This window comes from Rhodococcus shunpengi (genome assembly GCF_048381395.1).
In the GTDB taxonomy this organism is placed as follows: domain Bacteria; phylum Actinomycetota; class Actinomycetes; order Mycobacteriales; family Mycobacteriaceae; genus Rhodococcus.
Genome location: NZ_JBLWIU010000024.1, coordinates 418,725 through 442,846 on the forward strand (window position 1 = coordinate 418,725; position 24,122 = coordinate 442,846).

General features: G+C 69.7%; 23 protein-coding genes. 17 read left to right on the top strand and 6 right to left on the bottom strand.

Annotation, left to right across the window (positions count from 1 at the left end):
- Positions 1-31: 31 nt before the first annotated feature.
- The 4 genes from ACNJ7K_RS14215 to ACNJ7K_RS14230 are packed head-to-tail and all read right to left on the bottom strand — an operon-like array spanning position 32 to position 4,141.
- Positions 32-988, bottom strand: coding sequence for an NUDIX hydrolase (locus ACNJ7K_RS14215; RefSeq protein ID WP_159417962.1), 957 nt, complete (start codon positions 986-988; stop codon positions 32-34).
- 13 nt (positions 989-1,001) lie between these two features.
- The gene (locus ACNJ7K_RS14220; RefSeq protein ID WP_120279739.1) at positions 1,002-3,197 is read right to left on the bottom strand and encodes an RNA degradosome polyphosphate kinase; all 2,196 of its coding nucleotides are present in this window, start codon (positions 3,195-3,197) and stop codon (positions 1,002-1,004) included.
- On the bottom strand, positions 3,194-3,895 hold the full coding sequence (cofC, locus tag ACNJ7K_RS14225; RefSeq protein WP_159417963.1) for a 2-phospho-L-lactate guanylyltransferase: 702 nt from the start codon (positions 3,893-3,895) through the stop codon (positions 3,194-3,196). Before cofC ends, ACNJ7K_RS14220 begins: the two co-directional genes overlap by 4 nt.
- Before the next feature lie 15 nt (positions 3,896-3,910).
- Positions 3,911-4,141: a hypothetical protein gene (locus tag ACNJ7K_RS14230; RefSeq protein WP_159417964.1), complete on the bottom strand. Its 231-nt coding sequence runs from the start codon at positions 4,139-4,141 to the stop codon at positions 3,911-3,913.
- Here ACNJ7K_RS14230 and ACNJ7K_RS14235 point away from each other — a divergent pair.
- The 14 genes from ACNJ7K_RS14235 (at position 4,134) to holA (ending at position 18,909) form a co-directional block, all read left to right on the top strand.
- Positions 4,134-5,132, top strand: a complete 999-nt coding sequence (locus tag ACNJ7K_RS14235; protein ID WP_258260979.1) for an NAD(P)-dependent glycerol-3-phosphate dehydrogenase — start codon at positions 4,134-4,136, stop codon at positions 5,130-5,132. The two genes, ACNJ7K_RS14230 and ACNJ7K_RS14235, sit on opposite strands and share 8 nt — an antisense overlap.
- Before the next feature lie 5 nt (positions 5,133-5,137).
- Positions 5,138-6,271 (top strand): cystathionine gamma-lyase, encoded by a 1,134-nt coding sequence (locus ACNJ7K_RS14240; protein WP_258260980.1) that lies wholly within the window; start codon positions 5,138-5,140, stop codon positions 6,269-6,271.
- Between the two features lie 97 nt (positions 6,272-6,368).
- Positions 6,369-7,475, top strand: coding sequence for a D-alanine--D-alanine ligase family protein (locus tag ACNJ7K_RS14245; protein ID WP_174247015.1), 1,107 nt, complete (start codon positions 6,369-6,371; stop codon positions 7,473-7,475).
- Between the two features lie 48 nt (positions 7,476-7,523).
- Complete coding sequence (locus ACNJ7K_RS14250; protein ID WP_159417967.1) at positions 7,524-8,807, top strand: glutamate-5-semialdehyde dehydrogenase; 1,284 nt, start codon at positions 7,524-7,526, stop codon at positions 8,805-8,807.
- A gap of 29 nt (positions 8,808-8,836) precedes the next feature.
- Positions 8,837-9,733 carry an AAA family ATPase gene (locus ACNJ7K_RS14255; protein WP_120279733.1) on the top strand — a complete coding sequence of 299 codons (897 nt, stop codon included), beginning with the start codon at positions 8,837-8,839 and terminating at the stop codon, positions 9,731-9,733.
- Between the two features lies 1 nt (position 9,734).
- Positions 9,735-11,180 (top strand): vWA domain-containing protein, encoded by a 1,446-nt coding sequence (locus ACNJ7K_RS14260; RefSeq protein WP_159417968.1) that lies wholly within the window; start codon positions 9,735-9,737, stop codon positions 11,178-11,180.
- Positions 11,181-11,199: 19 nt separating this feature from the next.
- Entirely contained in the window at positions 11,200-11,913 is a 714-nt protein-coding gene (gene nadD, locus ACNJ7K_RS14265) for a nicotinate-nucleotide adenylyltransferase (protein ID WP_225623578.1), read from the top strand.
- Positions 11,910-12,317, top strand: coding sequence for a ribosome silencing factor (gene rsfS / locus ACNJ7K_RS14270; RefSeq protein WP_016694085.1), 408 nt, complete (start codon positions 11,910-11,912; stop codon positions 12,315-12,317). The genes nadD and rsfS overlap by 4 nt, the downstream gene beginning before the upstream one ends.
- Positions 12,314-12,985, top strand: coding sequence for a histidine phosphatase family protein (locus ACNJ7K_RS14275; RefSeq protein ID WP_159417969.1), 672 nt, complete (start codon positions 12,314-12,316; stop codon positions 12,983-12,985). Before rsfS ends, ACNJ7K_RS14275 begins: the two co-directional genes overlap by 4 nt.
- Positions 12,972-13,754, top strand: coding sequence for a diglucosylglycerate octanoyltransferase (gene octT / locus ACNJ7K_RS14280; RefSeq protein ID WP_159417970.1), 783 nt, complete (start codon positions 12,972-12,974; stop codon positions 13,752-13,754). The genes ACNJ7K_RS14275 and octT overlap by 14 nt, the downstream gene beginning before the upstream one ends.
- A gap of 5 nt (positions 13,755-13,759) precedes the next feature.
- On the top strand, positions 13,760-14,599 hold the full coding sequence (locus ACNJ7K_RS14285; protein WP_159417971.1) for a DegV family protein: 840 nt from the start codon (positions 13,760-13,762) through the stop codon (positions 14,597-14,599).
- Positions 14,600-14,744: 145 nt separating this feature from the next.
- A complete protein-coding gene (locus ACNJ7K_RS14290; RefSeq protein WP_159417972.1) occupies positions 14,745-15,584 on the top strand; it encodes a ComEA family DNA-binding protein in 840 nt (279 codons plus the stop codon).
- The gene (locus ACNJ7K_RS14295; RefSeq protein ID WP_230788982.1) at positions 15,581-17,941 is read left to right on the top strand and encodes a DNA internalization-related competence protein ComEC/Rec2; all 2,361 of its coding nucleotides are present in this window, start codon (positions 15,581-15,583) and stop codon (positions 17,939-17,941) included. Before ACNJ7K_RS14290 ends, ACNJ7K_RS14295 begins: the two co-directional genes overlap by 4 nt.
- A complete protein-coding gene (holA, locus tag ACNJ7K_RS14300) occupies positions 17,938-18,909 on the top strand; it encodes a DNA polymerase III subunit delta (RefSeq protein ID WP_059380810.1) in 972 nt (323 codons plus the stop codon). Before ACNJ7K_RS14295 ends, holA begins: the two co-directional genes overlap by 4 nt.
- Before the next feature lie 126 nt (positions 18,910-19,035).
- Here holA and rpsT read toward each other — a convergent pair whose 3' ends face one another.
- Entirely contained in the window at positions 19,036-19,296 is a 261-nt protein-coding gene (gene rpsT / locus ACNJ7K_RS14305; protein ID WP_006554505.1) for a 30S ribosomal protein S20, read from the bottom strand.
- Between the two features lie 363 nt (positions 19,297-19,659).
- Here rpsT and ACNJ7K_RS14310 point away from each other — a divergent pair, with 363 nt between their 5' ends.
- A complete protein-coding gene (locus ACNJ7K_RS14310) occupies positions 19,660-20,481 on the top strand; it encodes an aquaporin (protein WP_059380811.1) in 822 nt (273 codons plus the stop codon).
- 27 nt (positions 20,482-20,508) lie between these two features.
- Here the strand turns inward: ACNJ7K_RS14310 and ACNJ7K_RS14315 are convergent, their stop codons facing one another.
- Complete coding sequence (locus ACNJ7K_RS14315; RefSeq protein WP_159417974.1) at positions 20,509-21,177, bottom strand: type II toxin-antitoxin system PemK/MazF family toxin; 669 nt, start codon at positions 21,175-21,177, stop codon at positions 20,509-20,511.
- A 63-nt stretch (positions 21,178-21,240) separates the two neighbouring features.
- Between ACNJ7K_RS14315 and lepA the strand changes: the two genes are divergently transcribed.
- Entirely contained in the window at positions 21,241-23,136 is a 1,896-nt protein-coding gene (gene lepA, locus ACNJ7K_RS14320) for a translation elongation factor 4 (RefSeq protein ID WP_237451241.1), read from the top strand.
- Positions 23,137-23,171: 35 nt separating this feature from the next.
- Entirely contained in the window at positions 23,172-24,104 is a 933-nt protein-coding gene (locus ACNJ7K_RS14325) for an NAD(P)H-dependent flavin oxidoreductase (protein ID WP_120279721.1), read from the top strand.
- Positions 24,105-24,122 lie beyond the last annotated feature (18 nt).

Sequence of the window (24,122 nt, forward strand, 5' to 3'; positions counted from 1 at the left end):
ACATCCGGTGGCCGCCGTCGTGTGTACTCGGTCAGATGCTCTCGTCGTCCGCCGGCGGTCGGCCCGTGGGAAGAGGGCTGTCGATGTGGTCGGCCGCGACGAGACGATCGCCGCGCAGTGACAACACCCACATGCTCGCCTTGCGGTTCCGTGCCGGAGGCAGCACGAGACCGTCGCGCTCGGCCCACCACTCCAGCAGCGGCGGGATCACTTTGCCCTGACTGGAGATCACGGGAGTGCCGGGACCGGACGCGATCTCCAGCGCCCGCTTGCGGCCGCGGTCCGGATCGGCGCGGTACTCCTCCTCCGACAGGGCCGGCTCGATGGCGATCTCGAACCCGTTCCGGGAGGCGAAGGGTTCGACCGTCGCGATGCACCGCGTGCGGTCGGCGGACACCACGCTGTCGCCGCCGAACGCCGTCAACTGCGGAACGAGAGCCTCGGCCTGTGCCCGTCCGGACGCATCGAGGGGCCGGTAACGGTCGTCGCCCTTGTACTTCTTGCGACTACCCGCCTTGGCGTGCCGCACGATCAGCGCCGTGGTCGTGTCCAGCGGCACCCGGCGGAACCGGCGCAGGATACTGCGGTCCATCGGATAGGACAACAGATCGAATGCCTCTTCGGGGGACACCCAACGCAATTCGTCCACCTCGGCGTTGGGCGCGAACTGCCCGTCGAGGCACCGCGCGGCCCAGTAGTCCACCCGTTTGAGTTTGCGGTGCCCCGGCACGGGGTAGACGACCTTCCCGAGACTACTGCCGAGTGCGGCGCGGAATCCGGTCTCCTCCTCGATCTCCCGCACCGCGGCGACCACGGCCGTCTCACCCGCGTCGAGCTTGCCCTTCGGGAAGGACCAGTCGTCGTAGCGTGGGCGATGCACGAGCGCGACCTGTGCATCGCCCGGAGCGTTCTCGTCGACAGGACGCCACAGGACGGCGCCCGCCGCGAAGATGTTGGCCTTCACGGGCTTGTCGCGTGATTCGGTCAACGTTCCCTCCACCTCAGGACGCACGGCTACGCATGAGTTCGACCTGGTGGTCGCGGGCAGCGGTTCCCGGCTCGGGGGACGCCGTCCAGGTGCCGTCGCCCTCGAGAATCCAGCAGCGGGTGACCGGGTCGAGCGCGGAATCGAAGATGCCGTCCAACTGCGCTGCGAGCCGGGTGTTCTTCACCTGCACCATCACCTCGACGCGACGGTCGAGGTTCCGGTGCATCATGTCGGCGCTGCCGATCCAGTACTCGTCGCTGCCCCGGAAATGGAACAACCGCGAATGTTCGAGGAACCGCCCCAGAATCGAGCGCACCGTGATGTTCTCGCTCAGGCCGGGCACGCCCGGCTTGAGGGCACAGATCCCGCGCACGACCACCTCGGTCCGTACCCCCGCCCGCGACGCACGGTAGAGCGCGTCGATCACCTGCTCGTCGACGAGAGCGTTGGCCTTGAGCCGGATCCCACTGGGGCGACCGGCTGCGTGGTGCTCGATCTCACGCTCGACGCGTTCGATGATGCCCTTGCGGACTCCGTGCGGTGCGACGAGCAGATTGCGGTACTGCGCCTTCCGGGAGTATCCGGTGAGGGTGTTGAACAGGTCGGTGAGGTCGGCGCCGATCTCGGGTGACGACGTGAGCAGGCCGACGTCCTCGTAGAGACGGGCGGTCTTCGGGTTGTAGTTGCCGGTGCCGATGTGGCAGTAACGGCGGATCATCGAACCCTCGCGCCGCACGACCAGACAGGTCTTGCAGTGCGTCTTGAGACCCACGAGTCCGTATACGACGTGGACACCGGCCTGTTCGAGCTTGCGCGCCCACTTGATGTTGGCCTGCTCGTCGAAGCGTGCCTTGATCTCCACGAGCGCGACGACCTGCTTGCCCGCCTCGGCGGCGGCGACCAGGGCGTTGACGATGGGGGAGTCACCCGACGTCCGGTACAGGGTCTGCTTGATCGCGAGGACCTGGCTGTCGGCGGCGGCCTGCTCGATGAACCGTTGCACGCTCGTGGAGAACGAGTCGTACGGATGGTGGACGAGGATGTCGCCCTCGCGCAGGGTGGAGAACACGCTCTTCGGTGTCTCACGCTCGCCGAAGGCGGGATGGGTCGCCGGCACGAAGGGGGCGTCCTTCAGATCCGGCCGGTCGACGGCGTGCACCTGCCACAGCGACGACAGATCGAGCAGACCGGGCAACTGGACGACGTCCACCCGATCGACGTCGAGTTCGCGCAACAGGAGGTCGAGCATGTGCTCGGTCATGTCGTCCGACACCTCGAGCCGCACGGGAGATCCGAAGCGCCGCCGGGCGAGTTCGCGTTCGAGGGCCTGGAGTAGATCCTCGTCGCGGTCCTCCTCGACCTCGAAGTCGGCGTTGCGGGTGACGCGGAATGCGTGGTGCTCGACGATCTCCATGCCCGGGAACAACACGTCGAGATGGGCGGCGATCAGCTCCTCGAGCGGGAGGAAGGCCGGCAGTCCGTGCGACGAACCCGCACGATCGACCCGGACGAACCGTTCGACGTTGTCGGGCACTTTCACGCGCGCGAAGTGTTCACCGGACGACTGCGAATCCTTGACCGTGACAGCGAGGTTGAGGGACAGGCCGCTGATGTAGGGGAAAGGGTGGGCGGGATCGACGGCGAGCGGCGTCAGGACCGGGAAGACCTGGTCGGCGAAATACTGTGTCAATCGTCGGCGTTCGTCCTCCGTCAGATCCGCCCATCGGATGATCGAGATGCCTTCGGCCGCCAGGGCGGGCATGACCGAGTCGAGGAAGACCTGCGCGTGGCGACCGGCGAGTTCGCGCGTGCTCGACGCGATGAGCGCGAGCTGGGCGCGCGGGGTCAGTCCGTCCGCGGACCGGACCGACAACCCCGTCTCGGCGCGACGTTTCAGCCCGGCGACCCGCACCATGTAGAACTCGTCGAGATTCGACGCGAAGATCGCGAGGAACTTGGCGCGTTCGAGCAACGGCTGCGAGGTGTCCTCCGCGAGCGCGAGAACGCGGGCGTTGAAATCGAGCCAGCTCTGTTCGCGGTTGAGATAGCGGTCGACGGGAAGGGTGTTGTCGTGATCGGTCCTCGACTGCAGTCCCGTCGCGGCCGGAGGGGCGCTGGTGGCGGTCGCCACGCGACCGGCAGGTCGTGCGGCACCGGACGGTGCCGCGTGCTCGGAACTCGTGGGATCGGGGGAATCGCCGTTGGTCACCAGTTCATTGTTGCAGAGCGACGGCTCCCTGCAGCGCTGTCGCACCGATGGCGCAGCGGGAACTCGACCGTGTCGAGCACGGCCGCGGTGGCCCGTCCGACGCCGAGTCGCAGTGCGGCGGCGAGATCGTCCGGTGTGTCCACATCGAGTCGCAGTCCGGGGAGGGCGTCCGGTACCGGATACGCACCGGCATCGATGTGGCGACCGGCCGATCCCGGACCGAACGACAGTGGCGGCAGCGTGCCGCTCACGCAGTGCAGCAACGCCGTCGTACCGCTCGCCGTGTGGTCGACGACCACGGCCGTTCCGGTCCGCCGCGCAGTCTCGCGTGCGAGCGCGAATTCCTCGGCCCGCAGGGACGGAAGGTCGGCCTGCAGCGCCACGAGTTCGGCGCCGGGTGCGTGCTCCCGCGCCCGGCGGGCCGCTGCGAGCAGTGCGGAGTTCAGTGGGTCGGGGGAGTCGGGACGCACCGGGTCGGGAAGGACGTCCGCGCCGCAGTCCAGTGCGGCGGCCGCGACCCGCTCGTCGGCGGTGACGACGATGACCGTCACGTCTCCGGCGGACAGGGCCGCCGTGACGGTGTCCTGCAGCATCGCGAGCACCAGTGATTCCCGTGCCGCCGGGTCGAGGACGTGCGAGAGCCGCGACTTCGCCAGGCCGAGGGCCTTGACGGGAACGAGCACGTGCGTCGCGGGCATTGCCCGATTGTGCCATCAGTGATCGACGACACGATCGTGCGAGGTGACGAACCGCACGACCACCGCTGCGACCGGCGTCGTGCGGTCCGTCCTCCGACCCGGCGCGGCGTCGGTGGCGCCTGCGCGATACTGGGTGCGACCGTGGGTGGTGACCGCCCGGACCGAACCGGTCGCGACCGCCCGCTCCGGGCCGATCGCGACCGGCGGGTGCCGGGCATCGGACGAGAGTGAGGATCGCGTGACCACAGCAGCAGTTCTGGGCGCGGGTTCGTGGGGGACGGCGTACGCCAAGGTGCTGGCCGACGCCGGAACGGACGTGACGATCTGGGCGCGGCGCGAAGAAGTGGCGCGCGGCATCGCGGAACGACACGAGAACTCCGACTATCTGCCCGGTGTGCAACTGCCGCACTCGCTGAAGGCGACGGCCGATCACCGGGTGGCCGTCAAGGGTGCCGATTTCGTGGTCCTCGCCGTCCCGAGCCAGACCCTGCGCACCAATCTCGAGGCGTGGAAGGCGGATATCGGACCGGAGGTCACACTTCTCAGTCTCGCCAAGGGAATCGAGAGCGGCACCCTGATGCGCATGAGTCAGGTGATCGGTCAGGTCACCGGCGCCGAGCAGAATCGGATCGCCGTGCTGTCCGGACCCAACCTCGCCCGCGAGATCGCCGAGGGGCAACCGGCCGCGACCGTCATCGCGTGCCCCGACTCCACCCGCGCCATGGAGATCCAGAAGTCCTGCGCCACAAAGTATTTCCGTCCGTACACCAACTCCGACGTCATCGGCTGCGAGATCGGCGGCGCCTGCAAGAACGTCATCGCCCTCGCGTGCGGCATGGCCGCCGGGGTCGGGCTCGGTGAGAACACCGTCGCGAGCATCATCACCCGCGGTCTCGCCGAGATCACCCGGCTCGGAACCGCCCTCGGAGCCAAGCCGGCCACGCTCGCCGGTCTCGCCGGCGTCGGCGATCTCGTCGCCACGTGCACGTCCCCGTTGTCCCGCAACCGTTCGTTCGGCGAACGCCTCGGCCGCGGCGAGTCGCTCGAGAGCGCACAGGAGGCCACCCACGGTCAGGTGGCCGAAGGGGTCAAGTCGTGCACCTCGGTCCGCGCCCTCGCAGCGAGCTACGACGTCGAGATGCCGCTGACCGACGCCGTGCACCGTGTGTGCCACGAGGGCATGTCGGTGCCGGACGCGATCGGGCAGTTGCTCGGGCGCCGGATCAAGCCGGAATGAGCGGCATGACGGGCGATTCGACACGTTGTGTGAAGGCGGTTGCACACGAGGGTGTTCCGGGCTCTCCGCTGCAGGCGGGGCCGGTCTTCGCCGCACCGTATCTACTCGGGGAAGACGAACGCGACGACGTCGACACCTATGCGCGTGCTTCGAATCCCGGTTGGCGCGCACTCGAATCGGCGCTCGCGGACCTCGAGCACGCCTCGGCCGCCCGCGTCGTCGGCTCGGGAATGTCGGCGATCACGGTCGCCCTGCGATCGCTCGTGACCCCGGGCGGCACGGTCGTCGTCCCCTCCGACGGCTACTACCAGGTGCGCAAGTTCGCCACCGAATATCTCGCGCCGCACGGTATCGACGTCCACGAACTCTCCGTCGACGAATTCGGCGACGGCTCCCTGCAGCGGGTGCTCGACGGTGCGGGCCGGGGTGCGGTGGTCCTCGCCGAGACGCCGTCGAATCCCGGTCTCGACACGGTGGATCTGCGTGAGACCGCGCAATCGTGCCGTCGCACCGGGGCATTGCTGCTCGTCGACAACACCACCGCCACCCCGCTCGGACAGCTCCCGCTCGACCTCGGCGCCGACGTCGTGGTGGCCAGCGGAACGAAATCGCTCAGCGGACACAGCGATCTGTTGTTCGGATACATCGCCGTCGCCGATCCCGACCTGCTGCCCGCGATCGACCGGGAACGACTGCTGTCGGGAACCGTGCTGGGACCCTTCGAGACCTGGCTCGCGCACCGCAGCCTCGGCACCGCCGGACTGCGCTTCGAACGGCAGTGCGCCAACGCGCTCGCCGTCGCCGGGATGCTGCTCGAGCACCCCGCCGTCACGGACGTCCGTTATCCCGGACTCGCCGGCGACCCCGCCCACGCCGTAGCAGCCGGCCAGATGAGCCGCTTCGGCCCCCTCGTCACGTTCCGGCTGCCCGGCCGCGACGAGGTGCACCGCTTCGTCCGCGCGGCCACGCTCGTCGCACCCGCCACCAGTTTCGGCGGTATCCACACGACAGCGGATCGTCGCGCACGCTGGGGCGACGCGGTGCCGGAGGGATTCGTCCGGTTGTCGTGCGGAATCGAGGACACCGCGGATCTGCTCGCCGATCTCGACGCGGCGCTGAGGGAGACGACACTGCACTGAGGGGGACCGGGGCCGGCGGAGACATAGCAGGGGTCCGATCCCACTCGCGCAGGACTCGCCCGTCACGTGGAGATCGTCAACCGGTACCGTTCGACACGTGAGTACGCCCCGAACCCGGGTGGCCGTCGTCTTCGGTGGTCGCAGCAACGAACATTCCGTCTCCTGCATCTCGGCAGGGAGCATCCTGCGCAACCTGGATCCGGAGAAGTACGAGGTCGTGCCCATCGGCATCACTCCCGAGGGCGCATGGGTCCTCGGCGACGCGGACCCCGCCGGCCTCGCCGCGGCCGGTCGCGAACTGCCCGTCGTCGCCGGTGACGGCTCCGATCTCGTGCTCACCGCGGACCCCACCCGCAGCGGCGACATCGTCGCGCTCGACGAGGGCTCCTACGGCCGGGTGCTCGCATCGGTCGACGTGGTCTTCCCGGTCCTGCACGGCGCCTACGGCGAGGACGGCACCATCCAAGGTCTGCTCGAACTCGCGGACATCCCGTACGTCGGTCCCGGGGTTCTTGCCAGCGCCGCCGGGATGGACAAGGAGTTCACCAAGAAACTGCTCGCGGCCGAAGGCCTGCCCGTCGGCTTCCAGATCGTCCTGCGTCCCGGCACCGCGAACCTCACCGAGGAGCAGAAGAACCGCCTCGGCCTGCCCGTCTTCGTCAAGCCCGCCCGCGGCGGATCGTCGATCGGCATCAGCCGCGTGGCCGACTGGGCCGCCTTCGACGACGCCGTCGCGAAGGCCCGGCAGCACGATCCCAAGGTCATCGTCGAGTCCGCGATCATCGGCCGCGAGGTGGAGTGCGGCGTGCTCGAGTTCCCGGACGGCGACGTTCGCGCGAGTGTCGTCGCCGAGATCCGCATGCCCGACACCTCCGGCGACCACGAGGCGTTCTACGACTTCGATACGAAGTACCTCGACGACGTCTGCGAGTTCGACGTCCCGGCCAAGCTCGACGAGGAGATCTCCGACCGGATCCGCGAGCTCGCGGTCCGGGCGTTCCGGGCCCTCGACTGCCACGGTCTGTCCCGCGTCGACTTCTTCGTCACCGAGGACGGACCGGTGATCAACGAGATCAACACGATGCCCGGTTTCACGTCGATCTCGATGTACCCGCGGATGTGGGAGGCCACCGGCGTGGAGTACGCCGAGCTGCTGTCGATCCTGGTGGAGACGGCGCTCGCGCGGGGGACCGGCCTGCGCTGACGGCACACGGCCTGTCGGCTTCCATCAGGACCCGACTAGGCTGGATACATGACTGCCGTGACCCCCGACTCAGCTGCGACCGACGCCGGCACGGACACCCGTGAGGCCGTCCACGAGGCCGCGCGTCGCGCCCGCGTGGCCTCGCGTCGTCTCGCGTTGCTCACCACCACCGAGAAGGACGCGGCTCTGCACGCCGCGGCCGACGCTCTGCTCGCCGCCGCCGACACCGTCCTCGCCGCGAACGCGGAGGACATCGAGGCCGCCCGCGCCGGTGGCACCGAGGAGGCCATCCTCGACCGGCTGCGCCTGACCTCCGCCCGGATCGACGGGATCGCCGCCGGCCTGCGCCAGGTGGCCGGACTGCCCGACCCGATCGGCGGCGTGGTCCGCGGCTCGACGCTGCCGAACGGTCTCGAGCTGCGCCAGGTGCGCGTCCCGCTCGGCGTGGTCGGCATGGTCTACGAAGCACGGCCCAACGTCACGGTCGACGCCTTCGGTCTCGCCCTGAAGTCCGGCAACGCCGCGCTGCTGCGCGGTTCGTCGTCCGCGGCGCGCTCGAACGCCGCGCTCGTCGACGTGCTGCGCGCCTCGCTCGAGAGCCGGGGCATCCCCGCCGACGCCGTACAGCTGCTGCCGAGCGCCGACCGCTCGTCGGTCACACATCTGATCCAGGCCCGCGGCCTGGTCGACGTCGTGATCCCGCGCGGTGGCGCCGGTCTGATCGCCGCAGTGGTCCGCGACGCGACCGTCCCCACGATCGAGACGGGCACCGGCAACTGCCACGTCTACGTCCACTCCGCGGCCGATCTGGAGATGGCGGAGAAGATCGTGATCAACGCGAAGACCCGCCGGCCCAGCGTGTGCAACACCGCCGAGACGATCCTCGTCGACAAGGCGATCGCCGACACCGCCGTCCCGAAGCTCCTGCAGGCATTCCAGCAACACAGCGTGACGGTCCACGGCGACCTGCCCGGCCTCGTGCCCGCGACCGACCAGGACTGGTCCGACGAGTACCTCTCGCTCGACGTCGCCCTCGCGGTGGTCGACGACCTCGACGCCGCCGTCGACCACATCGACCGTTACGGCACCGGCCACACCGAAGCGATCGTCACCTCGGACCTCGCCGCTGCGCGGGAGTTCACGACGCGCGTGGACGCCGCAGCCGTTATGGTCAACGCTTCGACGGCGTTCACCGACGGCGAGCAGTTCGGATTCGGCGCGGAGATCGGCATCTCCACCCAGAAGCTGCACGCTCGCGGCCCGATGGGTCTGCCCGAACTGACGTCGACGAAGTGGGTGGTGTGGGGCGACGGCCACACCCGCCCCGCCTGATCGAGACCGGCCCGACGAAAGGAACCAGCGTGGATCGTGCGCTGCCCGCCACCCCGCCGATCTTCGCGGACGTCCAGGACGTCGTCGATCGCCTCGCCGGGACCGGATATCTCGCCGACAAGTCCACCGCGACCGCGGTGTTCCTCGCCGATCGCCTCGGCAAGCCGTTGCTGATCGAGGGACCCGCGGGCGTGGGCAAGACCGAACTCGCCCGCGCCGTCGCCGAGACCTCCGAGGCCGAACTCGTGCGCCTGCAATGCTACGAGGGCGTCGACGAATCCCGCGCGCTGTACGAGTGGAACCACGCCAAGCAGATCCTGCGCATCCAGTCGGCAGGGGCGACCGCCGCGGCGGGGGAGTCGTGGGACCGCACCAAGGAGGACGTCTTCTCCGAGGAGTTCCTGCTGTCGCGGCCGCTGCTCACCGCGATCCGCCGCGAGGATCCCACCGTGCTGCTCGTCGACGAGGTCGACAAGGCCGACGTCGAGATCGAAGGTCTGCTGCTCGAGGTGCTCAGCGACTTCGCGGTCACCGTGCCCGAACTCGGCACCATCCGGGCCACCCGCAAGCCGTTCGCGGTGCTCACCTCGAACGCCACCCGCGAGTTGTCCGAAGCGCTCAAGCGCCGGTGCCTGTTCCTGCACCTGGACTTCCCCGACGCCGATCTCGAACGGCGCATCCTCGCCAGCCGGGTCCCCGATCTGCCCGACGCGCTCGCCGAACAGCTCGTGCGCACCGTCCGGGTGCTGCGCGGCATGCAGCTCAAGAAGGTGCCCTCGGTGGCCGAGACGATCGACTGGGGTCGCACCCTGCTTGCGCTGGGTCTCGACACCCTCGACGACACCGCGCTGCGCAGCACGCTCGGCGTGATCCTCAAGCACCAGTCCGACCAGGTCCGCGCTGCCGCCGAGCTCCGGCTGAACTGACATGGCGGCCGCGCACCTTCCCGGATCCGGGGCGCCCCCGGCTCCCCACGGACTGCCCGGGCACCTGGTCGGATTCGTCGAGGCGCTGCGTCGCCGCGGCATCGCGGTCGGGCCGTCCGAGACGGTCGACGCCGGACGGGTCATGACGGTGCTCGATCTCCTCGACCGGGAGGCCCTCCGCGAAGGTCTCGCGTGCACCCTGCTCCGCCGGTCCACGCACCGCCCGACCTTCGATGCCCTGTTCGACCTGTGGTTCCCACCCGCGATCGGACGTCGCGAGGCCACCGGCCCGCAGGTGAGCATCCCGCGCACCCCCACGGGGGAGGTCGACTTCGAGGCCCTGCGCGACCTCATCGCCGAGTTGCTGTCCGACGAGTCGCCGGAGGCACTCGAGGCCTCCGAGATGCTCGTCTCCGCCATCGTCGAGGAACTCGGCCAGTACGCATCGTCGAACGGTCCGTCCTTCTCGGCCTACCAGGCGCTGCGCGACGTCTCCCCGGACACCCTGCTCACGAAGATCCTCGAGGGACTGCTCGGCAACGGCACCCGCGAGGAACGCGACGACGCTGCCTACGAGAGCGAGGTCGCGCGGCGCACCGCCGCCCAGCGCATCGCCGATTTCCGGGCGATGGTCGAACGGGAGACCCGCCGGCGCACCGCCGAGCAGCTCGGGCGCGAACGCGTCGAGAAGTACGGGGTGCCCAAGCTCGCCGAGGAGGTCGACTTCCTGCGCGCGTCCGACGCGGAACTCGTCGCCCTGCGCCGCAGCGTCATGCCGCTCGCGCGTCTGCTCGCGAGCCGTCTCGCCGCGCGCCGCCGGCGCGCTCGTGCCGGCGCCATCGACCTGCGGCGCACCCTGCGCAAGTCCATGTCCACCGGTGGTGTGCCCATCGATCTGGTCAACCGCAAGCCCCGTCCGGCGCGTCCCGAGCTCGTCGTGCTCTGCGACGTCTCCGGTTCCGTCGCCGGTTTCTCCCACTTCACGTTGCTGCTCGTGCACGCCCTGCGCGAACAGTTCTCCCGCGTGCGCGTGTTCGCGTTCATCGACACCGCCGACGAGGTCACGCACTATTTCAATGCGGGGTCCGATCTGGGCGAGTCCATGTCGCGGATGCTGAAGGAAGCGGAGCTGATCACCTACGACGGTCACTCCGACTACGGACACGCCCTCGGCAGCTTCGCCGAGAACCACGCCCACGCCCTCACCAGCCGCAGCTCGCTGCTGATCCTCGGGGACGGCCGCACGAACTACCGCAATCCGAACCTCGAAGTCCTCGAGCATCTCGTGTCCGTCGCACGGCACGCGCACTGGCTCAATCCCGAGCCGAAGGGACAATGGGGTTCGGGGGATTCGGCCGCCAGGGTCTACAGCGAGGTCGTCACGATGCACGAGTGCCGGTCGGCGCAGCAGCTCGCAACGGTGGTGGCGAGTCTGCTCCCCGTGTGAACCCGTAAGCTGGACAACCGTGCATCAGCCAACGGATCGGCCCTCGGCCCCCAGGCGCCGCCTGGGCGTCATGGGTGGAACGTTCGACCCGATCCATCACGGACACCTCGTGGCGGCCAGCGAGGTCGCCGCGAGCTTCGACCTGGACGAAGTGATCTTCGTGCCCACCGGGCAACCCTGGCAGAAGACCGGGCGCGACGTCAGCCCCGCCGAGGACCGTTACCTGATGACGGTGATCGCGACCGCATCCAACCCGCGGTTCTCCGTCAGCCGCGTCGACATCGATCGACGCAAACCCACCTACACCGTCGACACCCTGCGCGACCTCAGCGAGCAGTATCCCGACGCGGATCTGTACTTCATCACCGGCGCGGACGCCCTGGGATCGATCCTGTCCTGGCAGGACTGGCAGACCCTGTTCGACCTCGCCCGCTTCGTCGGGGTGTCCCGGCCCGGATACGACCTGCACGCCGAACATCTGGCACCGCATCTGGACGATCTCCCGGCCGAGGCGGTGAGCCTGGTGGAGATCCCGGCACTGGCGATCTCCTCCACGGACTGCCGCAGGAGGGCCCGCGAGAACCGTCCCGTCTGGTATCTGGTGCCCGACGGAGTGGTGCAGTACATCAGCAAACGCCGGCTCTACCGCACGAATACGCACCTCGACGGAGATCCCGTCCCGGTGTTCGACGGAAACACCCCCGGCACCATCGAGAGAAAGAGCACGCAGTGAGCGCAACGGCAGAAGCCACGGAGATGGCCCGAATCGCAGCCCTGGCCGCCGACGAGAAACTCGCCACCGACGTCGTGGTGCTCGACGTGTCCGAGCAGCTGGTGATCACCGACTGCTTCGTCATCGCGTCCGCACCCAACGAGCGTCAGGTCAACGCCATCGTCGACAACGTCGAGGAGAAGCTGCGCCTGGCCGGCCACAAGCCCGTCCGCCGCGAGGGCACCCGCGAAGGACGGTGGACCCTGCTCGACTACGTCGACGTCGTGGTGCACATCCAGCACGAGGACGAGCGCAACTTCTACGCCCTCGACCGCCTGTGGAAGGACTGCCCGACCATCGAGGTCGACGGTGTGGGTGGCCCCCGTTCGGCGATCGACGCCGCCGACTCGCCGGAGGACGTGTGAGCCGTCCGGAGGAGGGTGCGCAGAGCCCGCGGGTGCGGCAGCTGGTGCTGCTGCGCCACGGCCAGACCGAGTACAACGCCACACGGCGGATGCAGGGGCAGCTCGACACCGATCTGTCCGAACTCGGCCGCCGGCAGGCGCTCGCCGTCGCCGACGTGATCGCCCGGTTCGATCCGCTCGCCGTCGTCTCGTCCGATCTGCGCCGCGCCTACGACACCGCGACCGCGCTCGGTGACCGCATCGGTCTGCCGGTCGCGATCGACACGCGGCTGCGCGAGACGCATCTCGGCGAATGGCAGGGCCTGACCCACACCGAGGTCGACGCCGTGGCCCCGGGCGCGCGCAGCGCGTGGCGCGCCGACGCGACCTGGACACCCCCGGGAGGCGAGAACCGCGTCGACGTGGCGCGGCGCAGCATCGCCGTCATCGGCGAACTGCTCGACAAGTACGAGGACTGGAACGATCGGCCCATCGTGCTGGTCGCGCACGGGGGCCTGATCGCCGCGCTCACCGCGGCCCTGCTCGACCTGCCGGTCGACCGGTGGTCCGTCCTCGGCGGTCTCGGGAACACCGGCTGGGTGCAGCTCAGCGGATACGGAGAGGTGCCGTCCTGGCGCCTGGACGTGTGGAACGCGTCGGCCATGGTGGCGCCCGATGACGTCCTCTGAACCGACGCCGATCGAGACCGACGCCGCCCCGCGGCGCCCGGTCCTGCTGGTGATCGGCGACTCGCTGAGCTACTACGGCCCGAAGGGCGGCCTGCCCGCCGACCATCCGCAGATCTGGCCCAATCTGGTCGCGGCCGAACTCGGCTGGGACGTCGAACTCGTCGCCCGGATCGGGTGGACCACACGCGACGCGTGGTGGGCCATGACCCAGGACCCGCGGGTGTGGGCCGCGATCCCGCACGCCGGAGCCGTCGTCCTGGCCGTGGGCGGGATGGACACCCTGCCGTCCCCGCTGCCCACCGCACTGCGGGAAGGCCTGCGTTACATCCGCCCGCCGGCCCTGCGTCGCGCGGCGCGTACCGCCTACGGGTGGTTGCAGCCGCGACTGTCGCCGCTCGGTCGCCCGGTGGCGCTCCCGCCCCGGGTCAGTGTCGAGTACCTCGAAACGATCAGGGACGCACTGGCGTACATGCGACCCGACCTGCCCGTCATCGGCACCCTGCCGTCGGTGCACCGCAGCGAGCAGTACCGGTCGGTGCATGCCGGCCGGCTCCCCGCGGCACGCGCGATCACCCACTGGGCGGCCGAGAAGTCGGTTCCCCTCGTCGATCTCGCCGAAGCGGTGCGGGAGAACGTCTTCTCCGACGACGCCAACCCCGACGGGATCCACTGGGGTTGGGAAGGACACCGCCGCGTCGCCGCCGCTGTCGGTGACGCTGTCCGGATCGTGCATCGGGATGCGGAAGTCCCGGTGGAGGGCCTACGGTAGGCGTCGTGTCCGTCGTCGTCGTCACAGATTCGTCGAGTTGTATCGACCCCGAACTGGTCCGTCGGTACGACATCCGAGTGGTGCCACTGCACATCATCGTGGGCGGACGCGACCTTCGCGAGGGCGTCGACGAGTTGCCGGAGGACCTGTCGACCGTGACCACCTCCGGCCCCTCGCCCGCCGAACTGACCGACGCCTACACCGAGGCGCTCGAGGCCAGCGGGGGAGACGGCGTCGTCGCCGTGCACCTCTCGCGTGTGCTGTCCGGGACGTGGGACGCCGCCCGGCACGCCGCCGAATCGCTGGGCGACCGGATCCGGCTCGTCGATTCGCGGAACACCGCGATGGGTTCGGGTTTCGCCGTCCTCGAAGCGGTGCGCGCCGCCCGGGCCGGAGCCGATCTGGTGAGGGTGTACGAGCGGGCCGTGGAGGTCGCGGCGTCCGCCCGGACCCTGCTCGTCGTCGACCGGCTCGACCACCTGCGCCGCGGTGGCCGGATCGGCACGGCCACCGCGCTGTTGGGTACCGCGCTCGCGATGAAACCCGTGCTGCACATCTCCGACGGCAAGCTCGTCCTGCGGGAGAAGACCCGCACGATGACCAAGGCGATGGCCAAGCTCGTCGACGGAGCCGCAACCGATGTCGGCGACGAACCGCTCGTCGCGGTGCACCACCGCGGGGCACCCGAACGGGCGCGCAGCCTCGCCGATCAGCTCGCGCAGCGTCTTCCGGAAGGTACCGAGATCGTCGTGTCCGAACTCGACGCGGTTCTCGGCGCGCACGTCGGACCGGGCGCGGTCGGTGTGGTCGTCGCGTCCGCGGCGACCGGTGTCTCCGAGGACTGACCACCTACACCACCTCCCGGCCCGGACCATGCCGGTAGAGGCCCGATCCGGGCATTCATCCACAGGGGTGGAGGTCATCCACAACCCCGGGCGGATCGGCGCCGATACCGAATCCGGCGGTCGCGGACGCGGTTAGCGTCGCGGCATGGCGAGCAGTGACCACCGTGATCTCGCGCGCACCCGCCTCGGCGCGATCACACGTTCCTCGGCGATGCCTGCGGAACCGCCCTGGACCGACGACACGCCGACGAACGACCACCCCTGGGCGGACCCCGACGACGGCGACGAACCCGTCCGCAGCGGTCCCGGCCGGGAACGCTTCGTCGATCGGCTGGCCGCTGCGCGATGGGACACGGGACGACGAGGGACCGCTGCTCTCTCCGCGATCGGAGTGCTCGCCGCCGCAGTAGCCCTCGTCGTCGTGTGGCGCGACCGGCCGGTCCCCGAACCGGTACCGCCGCTGCCGAGGGTCGAAGTCGTGGACACCGCAGAGCCGTCCGCCACGAAGGAGACGGACACGGCACAGCCGGATTCCGCCGAGTTCGTCGTCAGCGTCGTGGGTGCGGTGACACGGCCCGGACTCGTGCGGTTGCCGGCGGGATCCCGTGTGGCCGACGCGCTCGACGCTGCCGGCGGTGCCCTCGACGGTGCCGACCTCATCGGCCTCAATCTGGCCCGGCGGGTCGCCGACGGTGACCAGATCGTCGTGGGAATCGCCCCGCCCCAACCTGTTCCGCAGGCCAGTGGAATCGTCGGGGCGCAGGCACCGGGCGATGCTCCACCGGAGGCAGGCGGGCTGGTCAACCTCAACACCGCCGACGAGACCGCGCTCGACGCGCTGCCGGGAGTCGGCCCTGTGACGGCCGCGGCGATCGTCTCGTGGCGTGACACCAACGGACCGTTCACGGACGTCGAACAACTCGGTGAGGTCGACGGGATCGGACCGGCGCGCCTGGCCAGGCTGCGTGAACTGGTGACGGTGTGACCGTCCGGAACGACGGGTCCGACACCGCAACGGTTGTCGATGCCCGGTTGGTGCCGTGCGCACTGGCCGCGTGGGCCGTGACGCTTCTCGGGTTGTACACGGGATGGCGGATCGTCACCGCCGTGGCGGTCGCGGCCGTCGTCGGATGCGCCGTGACGGTCCGTCTCGTCGGGGCCGGTCGTATCCCTCGCGGAGGTGCGCGGATCCTCCTCGCCGCACTGGCCGTCGTCGCGGGATTCGGGCCGGCCGCCGGGCTCCGGATGTGGGCCGCCGACCAGCACCCGATTGCCTCCGCAGCGGAGAGGGGAGCGTGGGCCGGCGTCGTTCTCGTCCCCACCGACGACCCACGACGCATCCGGGCCGCGGCCTTCGACGACACACCCCGGGTACGCATTCCGGCACGGCTCGAGCACGTGACGGTCGGTGGACGGTCCATGGACACCGGGGGATCGGTGGTGGTGTTCGCGCCGGCCGACTCGTGGAGAGATCTCCTGCCCGGCCAGTCGGTCACCGCACGTGTGCGGGTCGCGCCGAACACCGGGCCGGGCACCACGGTGGCGGTGCTCCGCGCGGAGCGGGCGCCGACGGCTGTCGGCCCGCCACCGGTGTGGCAGCGGTGGGCGGGCACGGTGCGCGACCGCCTCGCGCAGGTGAGTTCTGCGGTGCTTCCCGCCGACCGGGCCGGCTTGCTGCCCGGTCTCGTGGTGGGCGACACGACGGCGCTGACCGACGAGGTGCGCGAGGACTTCCGGGTTGCCGGATTGACGCACCTGACGGCCGTGTCCGGAGCCAACGTCAGCATCGTTCTCGGAGCGGTACTGCTCCTCGTGCGCGCGGTGGGACTCGGCCCGCGTTCCGGCGCCGTCCTCGCCGCAACGGCTCTCGTCGCCTTCGTCGTCGTGGTCCGTCCGTCGGCGAGTGTGGTGCGCGCGGCGGCGATGGGATCGATCGGGCTGCTGGCGTTCGTGACGGGCCGTGAGCGACAGGCACTTCCCGCCCTGTGCACCGCGGTGGGCGTGCTGCTCGTGCTCATGCCCGACCTCGCAGTCGATGTCGGGTTCGCGCTGTCGGTGTCCGCGACGGCGGCGCTCATCGTCGCCGCGCCGCCCGTCGTGACCCGACTCGTCGATCGCGGGTGGCCGCGTCCCGTCGCGGAGGTCACGGCGATGTCGCTGGTCGCGTTCGTGGCGACCGCACCTCTCGTCGCGGGGGTGAGCGGGACGGTGAGCGTCGTGTCGGTCGCGGCCAATGTCCTCGTGGCCCCGGTACTTGCGCCACTGACGGTCCTCGGCTCACTCGTCGCGGTGGCCGCCTCCGTCGTCCCGTGGCCGGGGGAGGTGCTCGCGCGCGGCACCGGGCCTTTCCTGTGGTGGCTGATCACGGTGGCCGATCGGGCGGCGTCGTTGCCGTCGGCCGAGTTCGAGGTGCCGGACGGACCGGTGGGAGCACTCGTCGCGGCCGTGCTGGTCGCTGTGGTGTGGTCGGTGGCTCGTCACCGGCGGGTGCGGATCACGGCTCTCGTGATCGCGGTGGCGGTCGCGGCGGTGTGGCTTCCGGTGCGGATGCTGCGACCGGGCTGGCCCGGAGCCGAATGGGTTCTCGTCGCATGCGATGTCGGCCAGGGCGATGCACTGGTCCTGGCGACGGGGGACGGACGCGCGGTCGTCGTCGACACCGGCCCCGAACCGGAACCCGTCGATCGGTGCCTGCGCCGGTTGCGGATTCGCCGCGTCGCACTGCTCGTCGTGTCGCACCTGCACGCCGACCACGTGGGCGGAGTCCGCGGTGTCCTCGAAGGGCGCTCGGTCGAGACGGTCGTAGTCGGGCCGGGCGCTGCCGGTGACGGTGCGGCGGACGTGCTCGGTCCGGCAACCGAGATCGGTGTCCCCGTGCGGGAAGTGGGCGCCGGCGCGGTTCTGCGTGCAGGCGATCTCGACATCCGGGTGGTGGGTCCGGCCGGACGCGGGACGGGCGGTTCCGAGAACGACGACTCGCTCGTGTTGACGGTCGATACCGTCGTCGGTCGGGTTCTGTTGCCGGGCGACGCGGAGGAGGCCGCGCTCGACGCACTCGTGCGGTCGGGCACCGATGTGCGTGCGGACGTGCTGAAGGTGCCGCATCACGGCTCGCGCACCACACCCGCACGGTTCCTCGCCGCCGTGCGGCCGAGCGTCGCCCTCGTCAGCGCCGGACGCGACAACCTGTTCGGGCATCCCCATCCCGAGATCGTCTCCACCCTGAGCGGGATGGGAGCGCGGGTGCTGCGCACCGACCTGCACGGCGACGTCGCAGTCGTCCGTGCCGGTTCCGGGGCGCTCGCGGTGGTGTCGGACGTGCGTGGCACGATCGAACCGTGAGCGACGCGTCCCTGCATCTGGTCCTCGGTGAGGAAGAACTGCTCGTCGACCGTGCCGTCGCGCAGATCGTGTCCGATGTCCGCACGCGCAGCGGAACTCCCGGCGACCTCCCCGTCTCCCGGCTCCGCGCCGGCGACGCGGGTGTGCCCGAACTCGCCGAGCTGCTGAGCCCGTCGCTGTTCGCGGAAGAACGCATCGTGATCCTCGAATCCACGGCCGACGCCGGGAAGGACGCCGCGGCGCTGATCCTCGACGTCGCAGCCGATCCGCCTCCGGGCGTGACACTGGTGATCCTCCACAGCGGCGGCGGTCGCACCAAGGCGATGGTGCCCGCGCTGCGCAAGTGTGGCGCCGAGGAACACATGTGCGCTGCTCCCGCGAAGGCGGGGGAGAAGGCCGCGTGGGTGCGCACGTTCGTCCACAAGGAGTTCCAGGCCGCGGACGTACGGGTCTCGGGCGACGTCGAACAACTCGTCATCGAAGCGGTGGGATCCGACCTGCGCGAACTCGCCGCTGCGTGCAGCCAGCTCGTGGCCGACACCGGCGGCAAGATCGACGCTGCGGCCGTGCGGCGCTACTACTCGGGCAAGGCCGAGGTGTCGGGATTCGACGTGGCCGAGAAGGCCGTGGCCGGCGACACGGCCGGTGCGCTCGAAGCGCTGCGGTGGGCGATGCACCGCGGTGTCGCCCACGTGCTGCTCGCCGATGCCCTCGCCGACGCCGTGCACACCATCGCCCGGGTCGGCTCCGCCGGTCGCGGCGACCCGTTCTCCCTCGCGTCGTCGCTCGGTATGCCGCCGTGGAAGGTGAAGAAGGCCCAGGCACAGGCGCGCACATGGGCGCCGGCGTCGATCGGGACCGCGCTCACGGTGGTCGCTGCGCTCAACGCCGACGTCAAGGGAGCGGCCGCCGATCCGGACTACGCTCTCGAGCACGCCGTGCGGGTCATCTCCGAACTGGCGGCCTGAGCCGTCCGCGCCGATCCCGCTTCAGGGGCGGCGTCATGTCTGCCGTTCAATGCCACGAAGGCCGTCCCCGGCGGGGGACGGCCTTCGTGAAGCAGAGCCTGCGTCTACTACCTCGGAGCGATGAACTCAGAGCTTGTTGGCAAGCTTCGCGAGAGCAGACTTCTTGTTGGCGGCCTGGTTGGGGTGGATGACACCCTTGCTGGCAGCCTTGTCGAGCTGACGGCTGGTGGCGACGAGGAGTTCGTTGACCTTGTCCTTGTCGCCGGCGGCCGCAGCCTCGCGGAACGAACGGATCGCCGTACGAAGCGACGACTTCACCGACTGATTCCGGAGTCGGTTGCGCTCGTTGGTGCGAATCCGCTTCACCTGGGACTTGATGTTGGCCACGCGTAAAATCCTGTCGTCTTGCTGGTAGCTGGTAGGAAAGCTCTGGGTGCATCTGAGCACCGATGGACAAGGTTACCAAGAACGGATCGCAAAGCCCAAACCGGCCGTCGAATCACCCTTCTCACCGGCCTGATCGTTTCGGCCAGGACGACGCGCACCTGACTGTTGTTGTTGCGTGCCGCCGCGGGAGGGCATCTACATGGGCGGACACGCCACGGCGCACGATGTCGTTGTCGAGGTCACGGCGCTTGCGTAATCTCCCTCACAGCGCGAACGGCGAGTTCGCGGCTGCGGTGCATCGACTCGAAGTGTTCTACCACCAGGTTCCGCCTGCGTGCGGGACCGCGAACATCGAGGTGACCCATGGAACCCCCACGCGATCCCGAGTCCCGAATCGACGAAGATCTCGCACGCCAGACATCCCTGGAAATCAGAGACCCCGGTGAGTTCTCCGATCTGCGGAAATACGTAGCGGAGGCGATCGGAACCTTCCTCCTGGTGTTCTCCGCGGTGGGTACCGCGGTGTTCGCCGGAACCTATGTCGGCCAGCTCGGCGTCGCATTGGCGTTCGGCCTGACCCTGCTGTTCCTCGTGTACACCATCGGCCCGATCTCCGGGTGTCACGTGAACCCGGCGGTGACGCTCGGGCAGCTCATCGTCGGTCATGTGACCCCGGTGCGCGCCGTGGGTTACTGGATCGCGCAGGTCGTCGGCGGTCTGATCGCCGGTCTGACGCTCTACGCGGTGGCGTCGTCGCTTCCGAGCTACGACCGTGCCGCCGACGGGCTCGGGGCGAACGGCTGGGGCGCGCACAGCCCCTCGGCGGTGCACGGCCCGCTCGGCGGTGTGCTCGAGAACGGCTACGGTATCGGCGCGATGATCGTCGTCGAGGTCCTGCTCACGGCCGTGCTGGTGTTCGTGGTGCTGGGCGCGACCGATCAGGTCGCCGACGCACCGATCGCCGGCATCGCCATCGGCTTCACCCTCGCCGTGATCCACCTGATCTCGATCCCGATCGACAACACGTCGGTCAATCCCGCCCGCAGCCTCGCCGTCGCCTTCTACCAGGACGGTGCGCTGGGGCAGCTGTGGGCGTTCATCGTGTTCCCGCTCATCGGCGGCGCGCTCGGAGCCCTCGTCTACACCTTCCTCTTCGGACGGCGGTACGGGCTCCGGGCCTCCTGAGATCCTGCGTTCGGGGCGCGGCCCGGTTCAGCTCCAGCCGAAATCGGTGCGGAGCCGGGCCGCGACCTGATCGAAGCGTGCGCGGGGAAGGACCGCGCCCTCGCGGCGGATGCCGTCCTCGGGGACGTCGAGCACGCGATCGAGGCGCACCCAGCTCGGGCGGTTCTCCGCGTCCCACGGTCCGGAGCCGATTCCGAGCCAGTCGCGGTGACCGTCGCGGTCGGAGTTCGACGACAGCATCAGTCCGAGCAGCGTCGAGTCGTCGCGGCCCACGACGAGCACCGGGCGGTCCTTGCCCTGCGTCGGATCTTCTTCGTAGGCCACCCAGGTCCACACGATCTCGCCCGGATCGGCGCGACCGTCGAGGTCGGGGGAGTACTCGAGGCGGCGGGCACGCTGCGCCGTCGGCGTGGTGCGCGACGCCACCGGGCGACCGGGGGCCGGACGCTTCGTACCGGACGGGGTCTTCGCAGCACCCGGCTTCGGCGCCGCCGTCCGGTCCGCGCCGGGCTTCGGTGCCGCGGTGGTACCGCTCCCCGAGGTTCCGCTCGCTGCGCCGGCCTGGCCGGCCGCGTTCAGCGCGGCGCGCGCCTTGTCGAGCGCCCCGGACTGCTGCAACTGCTGGTAGATCTTCGGACCCTGCTCGACGGCGAGACGACCCAGCTGCCTGCCCAACTTCTTCCATGTACCGGCCACGGGAACCGAGCTTAACCGGACCTGACCCGGGCGAAGTCCCGGCCGCCACCCGACTTGGATATTCTGCAGGGTGACCGCGGTCTGCAGGCCGCTGCCAGTCCGAGTCAGGAGCACGACATCAGCACCTTCGCCGACACCACGTTCACGGACCCCGCAAAGATCCGGAACTTCTGCATCATCGCGCACATCGACCACGGAAAGTCGACGCTCGCGGACCGGATGCTGCAGCTCACCGGGGTGGTCGAGGAGCGGCAGATGCGCGCCCAGTACCTCGACCGCATGGACATCGAACGCGAGCGCGGCATCACGATCAAGGCGCAGAACGTACGTCTGCCGTGGAAGCTCGACGGCGAAGACTATGTGATGCACCTGATCGACACCCCGGGCCACGTCGACTTCACCTACGAGGTCTCCCGCGCGCTCGAGGCGTGCGAGGGCGCGGTCCTGCTCGTCGACGCCGCGCAGGGCATCGAGGCACAGACCCTCGCCAACCTCTACCTCGCGCTCGACAAGGACCTGACGATCATCCCGGTCCTCAACAAGATCGACCTGCCCGCGGCCGACCCCGACCGCTACGCCGGTGAGATCGCGAACATCATCGGCTGCGAGCCGTCCGACGTGCTCCGGGTCTCCGGCAAGACCGGCGAGGGCGTCCCCGAACTCATCGACGCCGTGATCCGCCAGGTGCCGCCGCCGGTCGGTGACGCCGACGCGCCCGCCCGCGCCATGATCTTCGACTCCGTCTACGACACCTACCGCGGCGTCGTGACGTACGTGCGTGTGGTCGACGGCAAGATCGTGCCCCGCGAGAAGATCAAGATGATGTCGACGGGCACGACCCACGAACTGCTCGAGGTCGGCATCGTCTCGCCCGAACCCAAGGCCACCGCCGGTCTCGGCGTCGGCGAGGTGGGCTATCTCATCACCGGCGTGAAGGATGTGCGCCAGTCGAAGGTCGGCGACACCGTCACCACCGCCCGCAACGGTGCGGAGGAGCCGCTCACCGGCTACCGCGAACCGCGCCCGATGGTGTACTCCGGCCTGTATCCGGTCGACGGTTCCGACTACCCGGTGCTGCGCGACGCGCTCGACAAGCTCCAGCTCAACGACGCTGCGCTCACCTACGAGCCCGAGACGTCCGTCGCCCTCGGATTCGGCTTCCGTTGCGGCTTCCTCGGTCTGCTGCACATGGAGATCACCCGCGAGCGCCTCGAGCGCGAGTTCGGCCTCGACCTGATCTCCACCGCTCCCAACGTCGTCTACCGCGTCGTGCTCGAAGGCGGCCAGGAAGTCGTCGTGACGAACCCGTCCGACTGGCCCGAGGGCAAGGCGCGCGAGATCTACGAACCGATCGTCAAGTGCACCATCATCGCGCCGAGCGAGTTCATCGGTTCGATCATGGAACTGTGCCAGTCGCGGCGCGGTGAGCTCGGCGGCATGGACTACCTGTCCGAGACCCGCGTCGAGCTGCGGTACACGCTGCCGATGGCCGAGATCATCTTCGACTTCTTCGACTCGCTGAAGTCGCGCACCCGTGGCTACGCCTCGATGGACTACGAGGAGGCCGGCGAGCAGGAGGCCGCGCTGGTCAAGGTCGACATCCTGTTGCAGGGCGAGGCCGTCGACGCGTTCAGCGCGATCGTCCACAAGGACGCCGCTGCCGCCTACGGCAACAAGATGACGACCAAGCTCAAGGAACTCATCCCGCGGCAGCAGTTCGAGGTGCCCGTCCAGGCCGCGATCGGCTCGAAGATCATCGCCCGCGAGAACATCCGGGCGATCCGCAAGGACGTTCTCGCCAAGTGCTACGGCGGCGACATCAGCCGTAAGCGCAAGCTGCTCGAGAAGCAGAAGGAAGGCAAGAAGCGGATGAAGACGATCGGCCGCGTCGACGTGCCGCAGGAAGCGTTCGTCGCCGCGCTGTCGTCCGAGGCCTCGTCCGACAAGCCGAAGAAGTAGTCGTCCCTGCTGCGACGCCCACCGGAAGGATTCGCGTGCTCGACACCTGGCTCACCCGTGAACTCGGAATCTCCGTTCCTCTGCTGGGTGCGCCCATGGGTGGCCGGGCCGGTGGGCGGCTCGCGGGCGAGGTGACGCGGGCCGGCGGCCTCGGCCTCATCGGCGCCGCCCGCTACAACACCGCCGAGTGGATCGAGGGCGAGGTGCGCACCGCCCGCGAGATCGGTGGTGGGCCTGTGGGATTCGGTCTGATGACCTGGGCGCTCGCCGACGACGACAGCCTCCTCACCGCAGTGCTCGAGCACCGGCCGCAGGTGGTCACGCTCTCGTTCGGCGATCCCGCGCCCTACGTCGAGCGCGTCCACGAGGCCGGGGCCGTCGTCCTCTCGCAGATCAACACGATCGACGATCTGCGGGTGGTCGAGGCCGCGGGTGTCGATGCGGTGATCGCGCAGGGCCACGAGGCCGGTGGGCACACGGGCCGGATCGGTACCCTCCCGTTGTTGCAGGAGGTGCTCGAGTCGACGTCGCTGCCCGTGCTCGCCGCAGGCGGCATCGCCACGGGTCGCGGTCTGGCAGCAGTGCTCGCAGCCGGTGGGCAGGGCGCTCTGGTCGGGACGGCGCTGCTCGCCAGCCCGGAGACCGTCGGCCCCGACTACGCCCGTGGGCGACTCGTGGAGGCCGGCAGCGCCGACACCGTCTACACCGATGTTTTCGACAAGGCCCGGCACCAGCCGTGGCCGGCGCGCTGGGGCGGACGTGCCCTGCGCAACGCCTTCACCGACGAGTGGCACGGCCGGGGCGCCGACGAGGACGCCCTCGCCGCGGCGTACACGGGCGACGATCCCGACATCGGTGTGGTCTACGCGGGGGAGGCTGCCGGTCTGGTGCGGTCCGAGCGACCCGCGGGCGAGGTCATCCGGGGTATCGCCGAGCAGGCGGAGACCCTGCTGTCCCGCTTCCGCTGAGGACGGCATCGGCACACG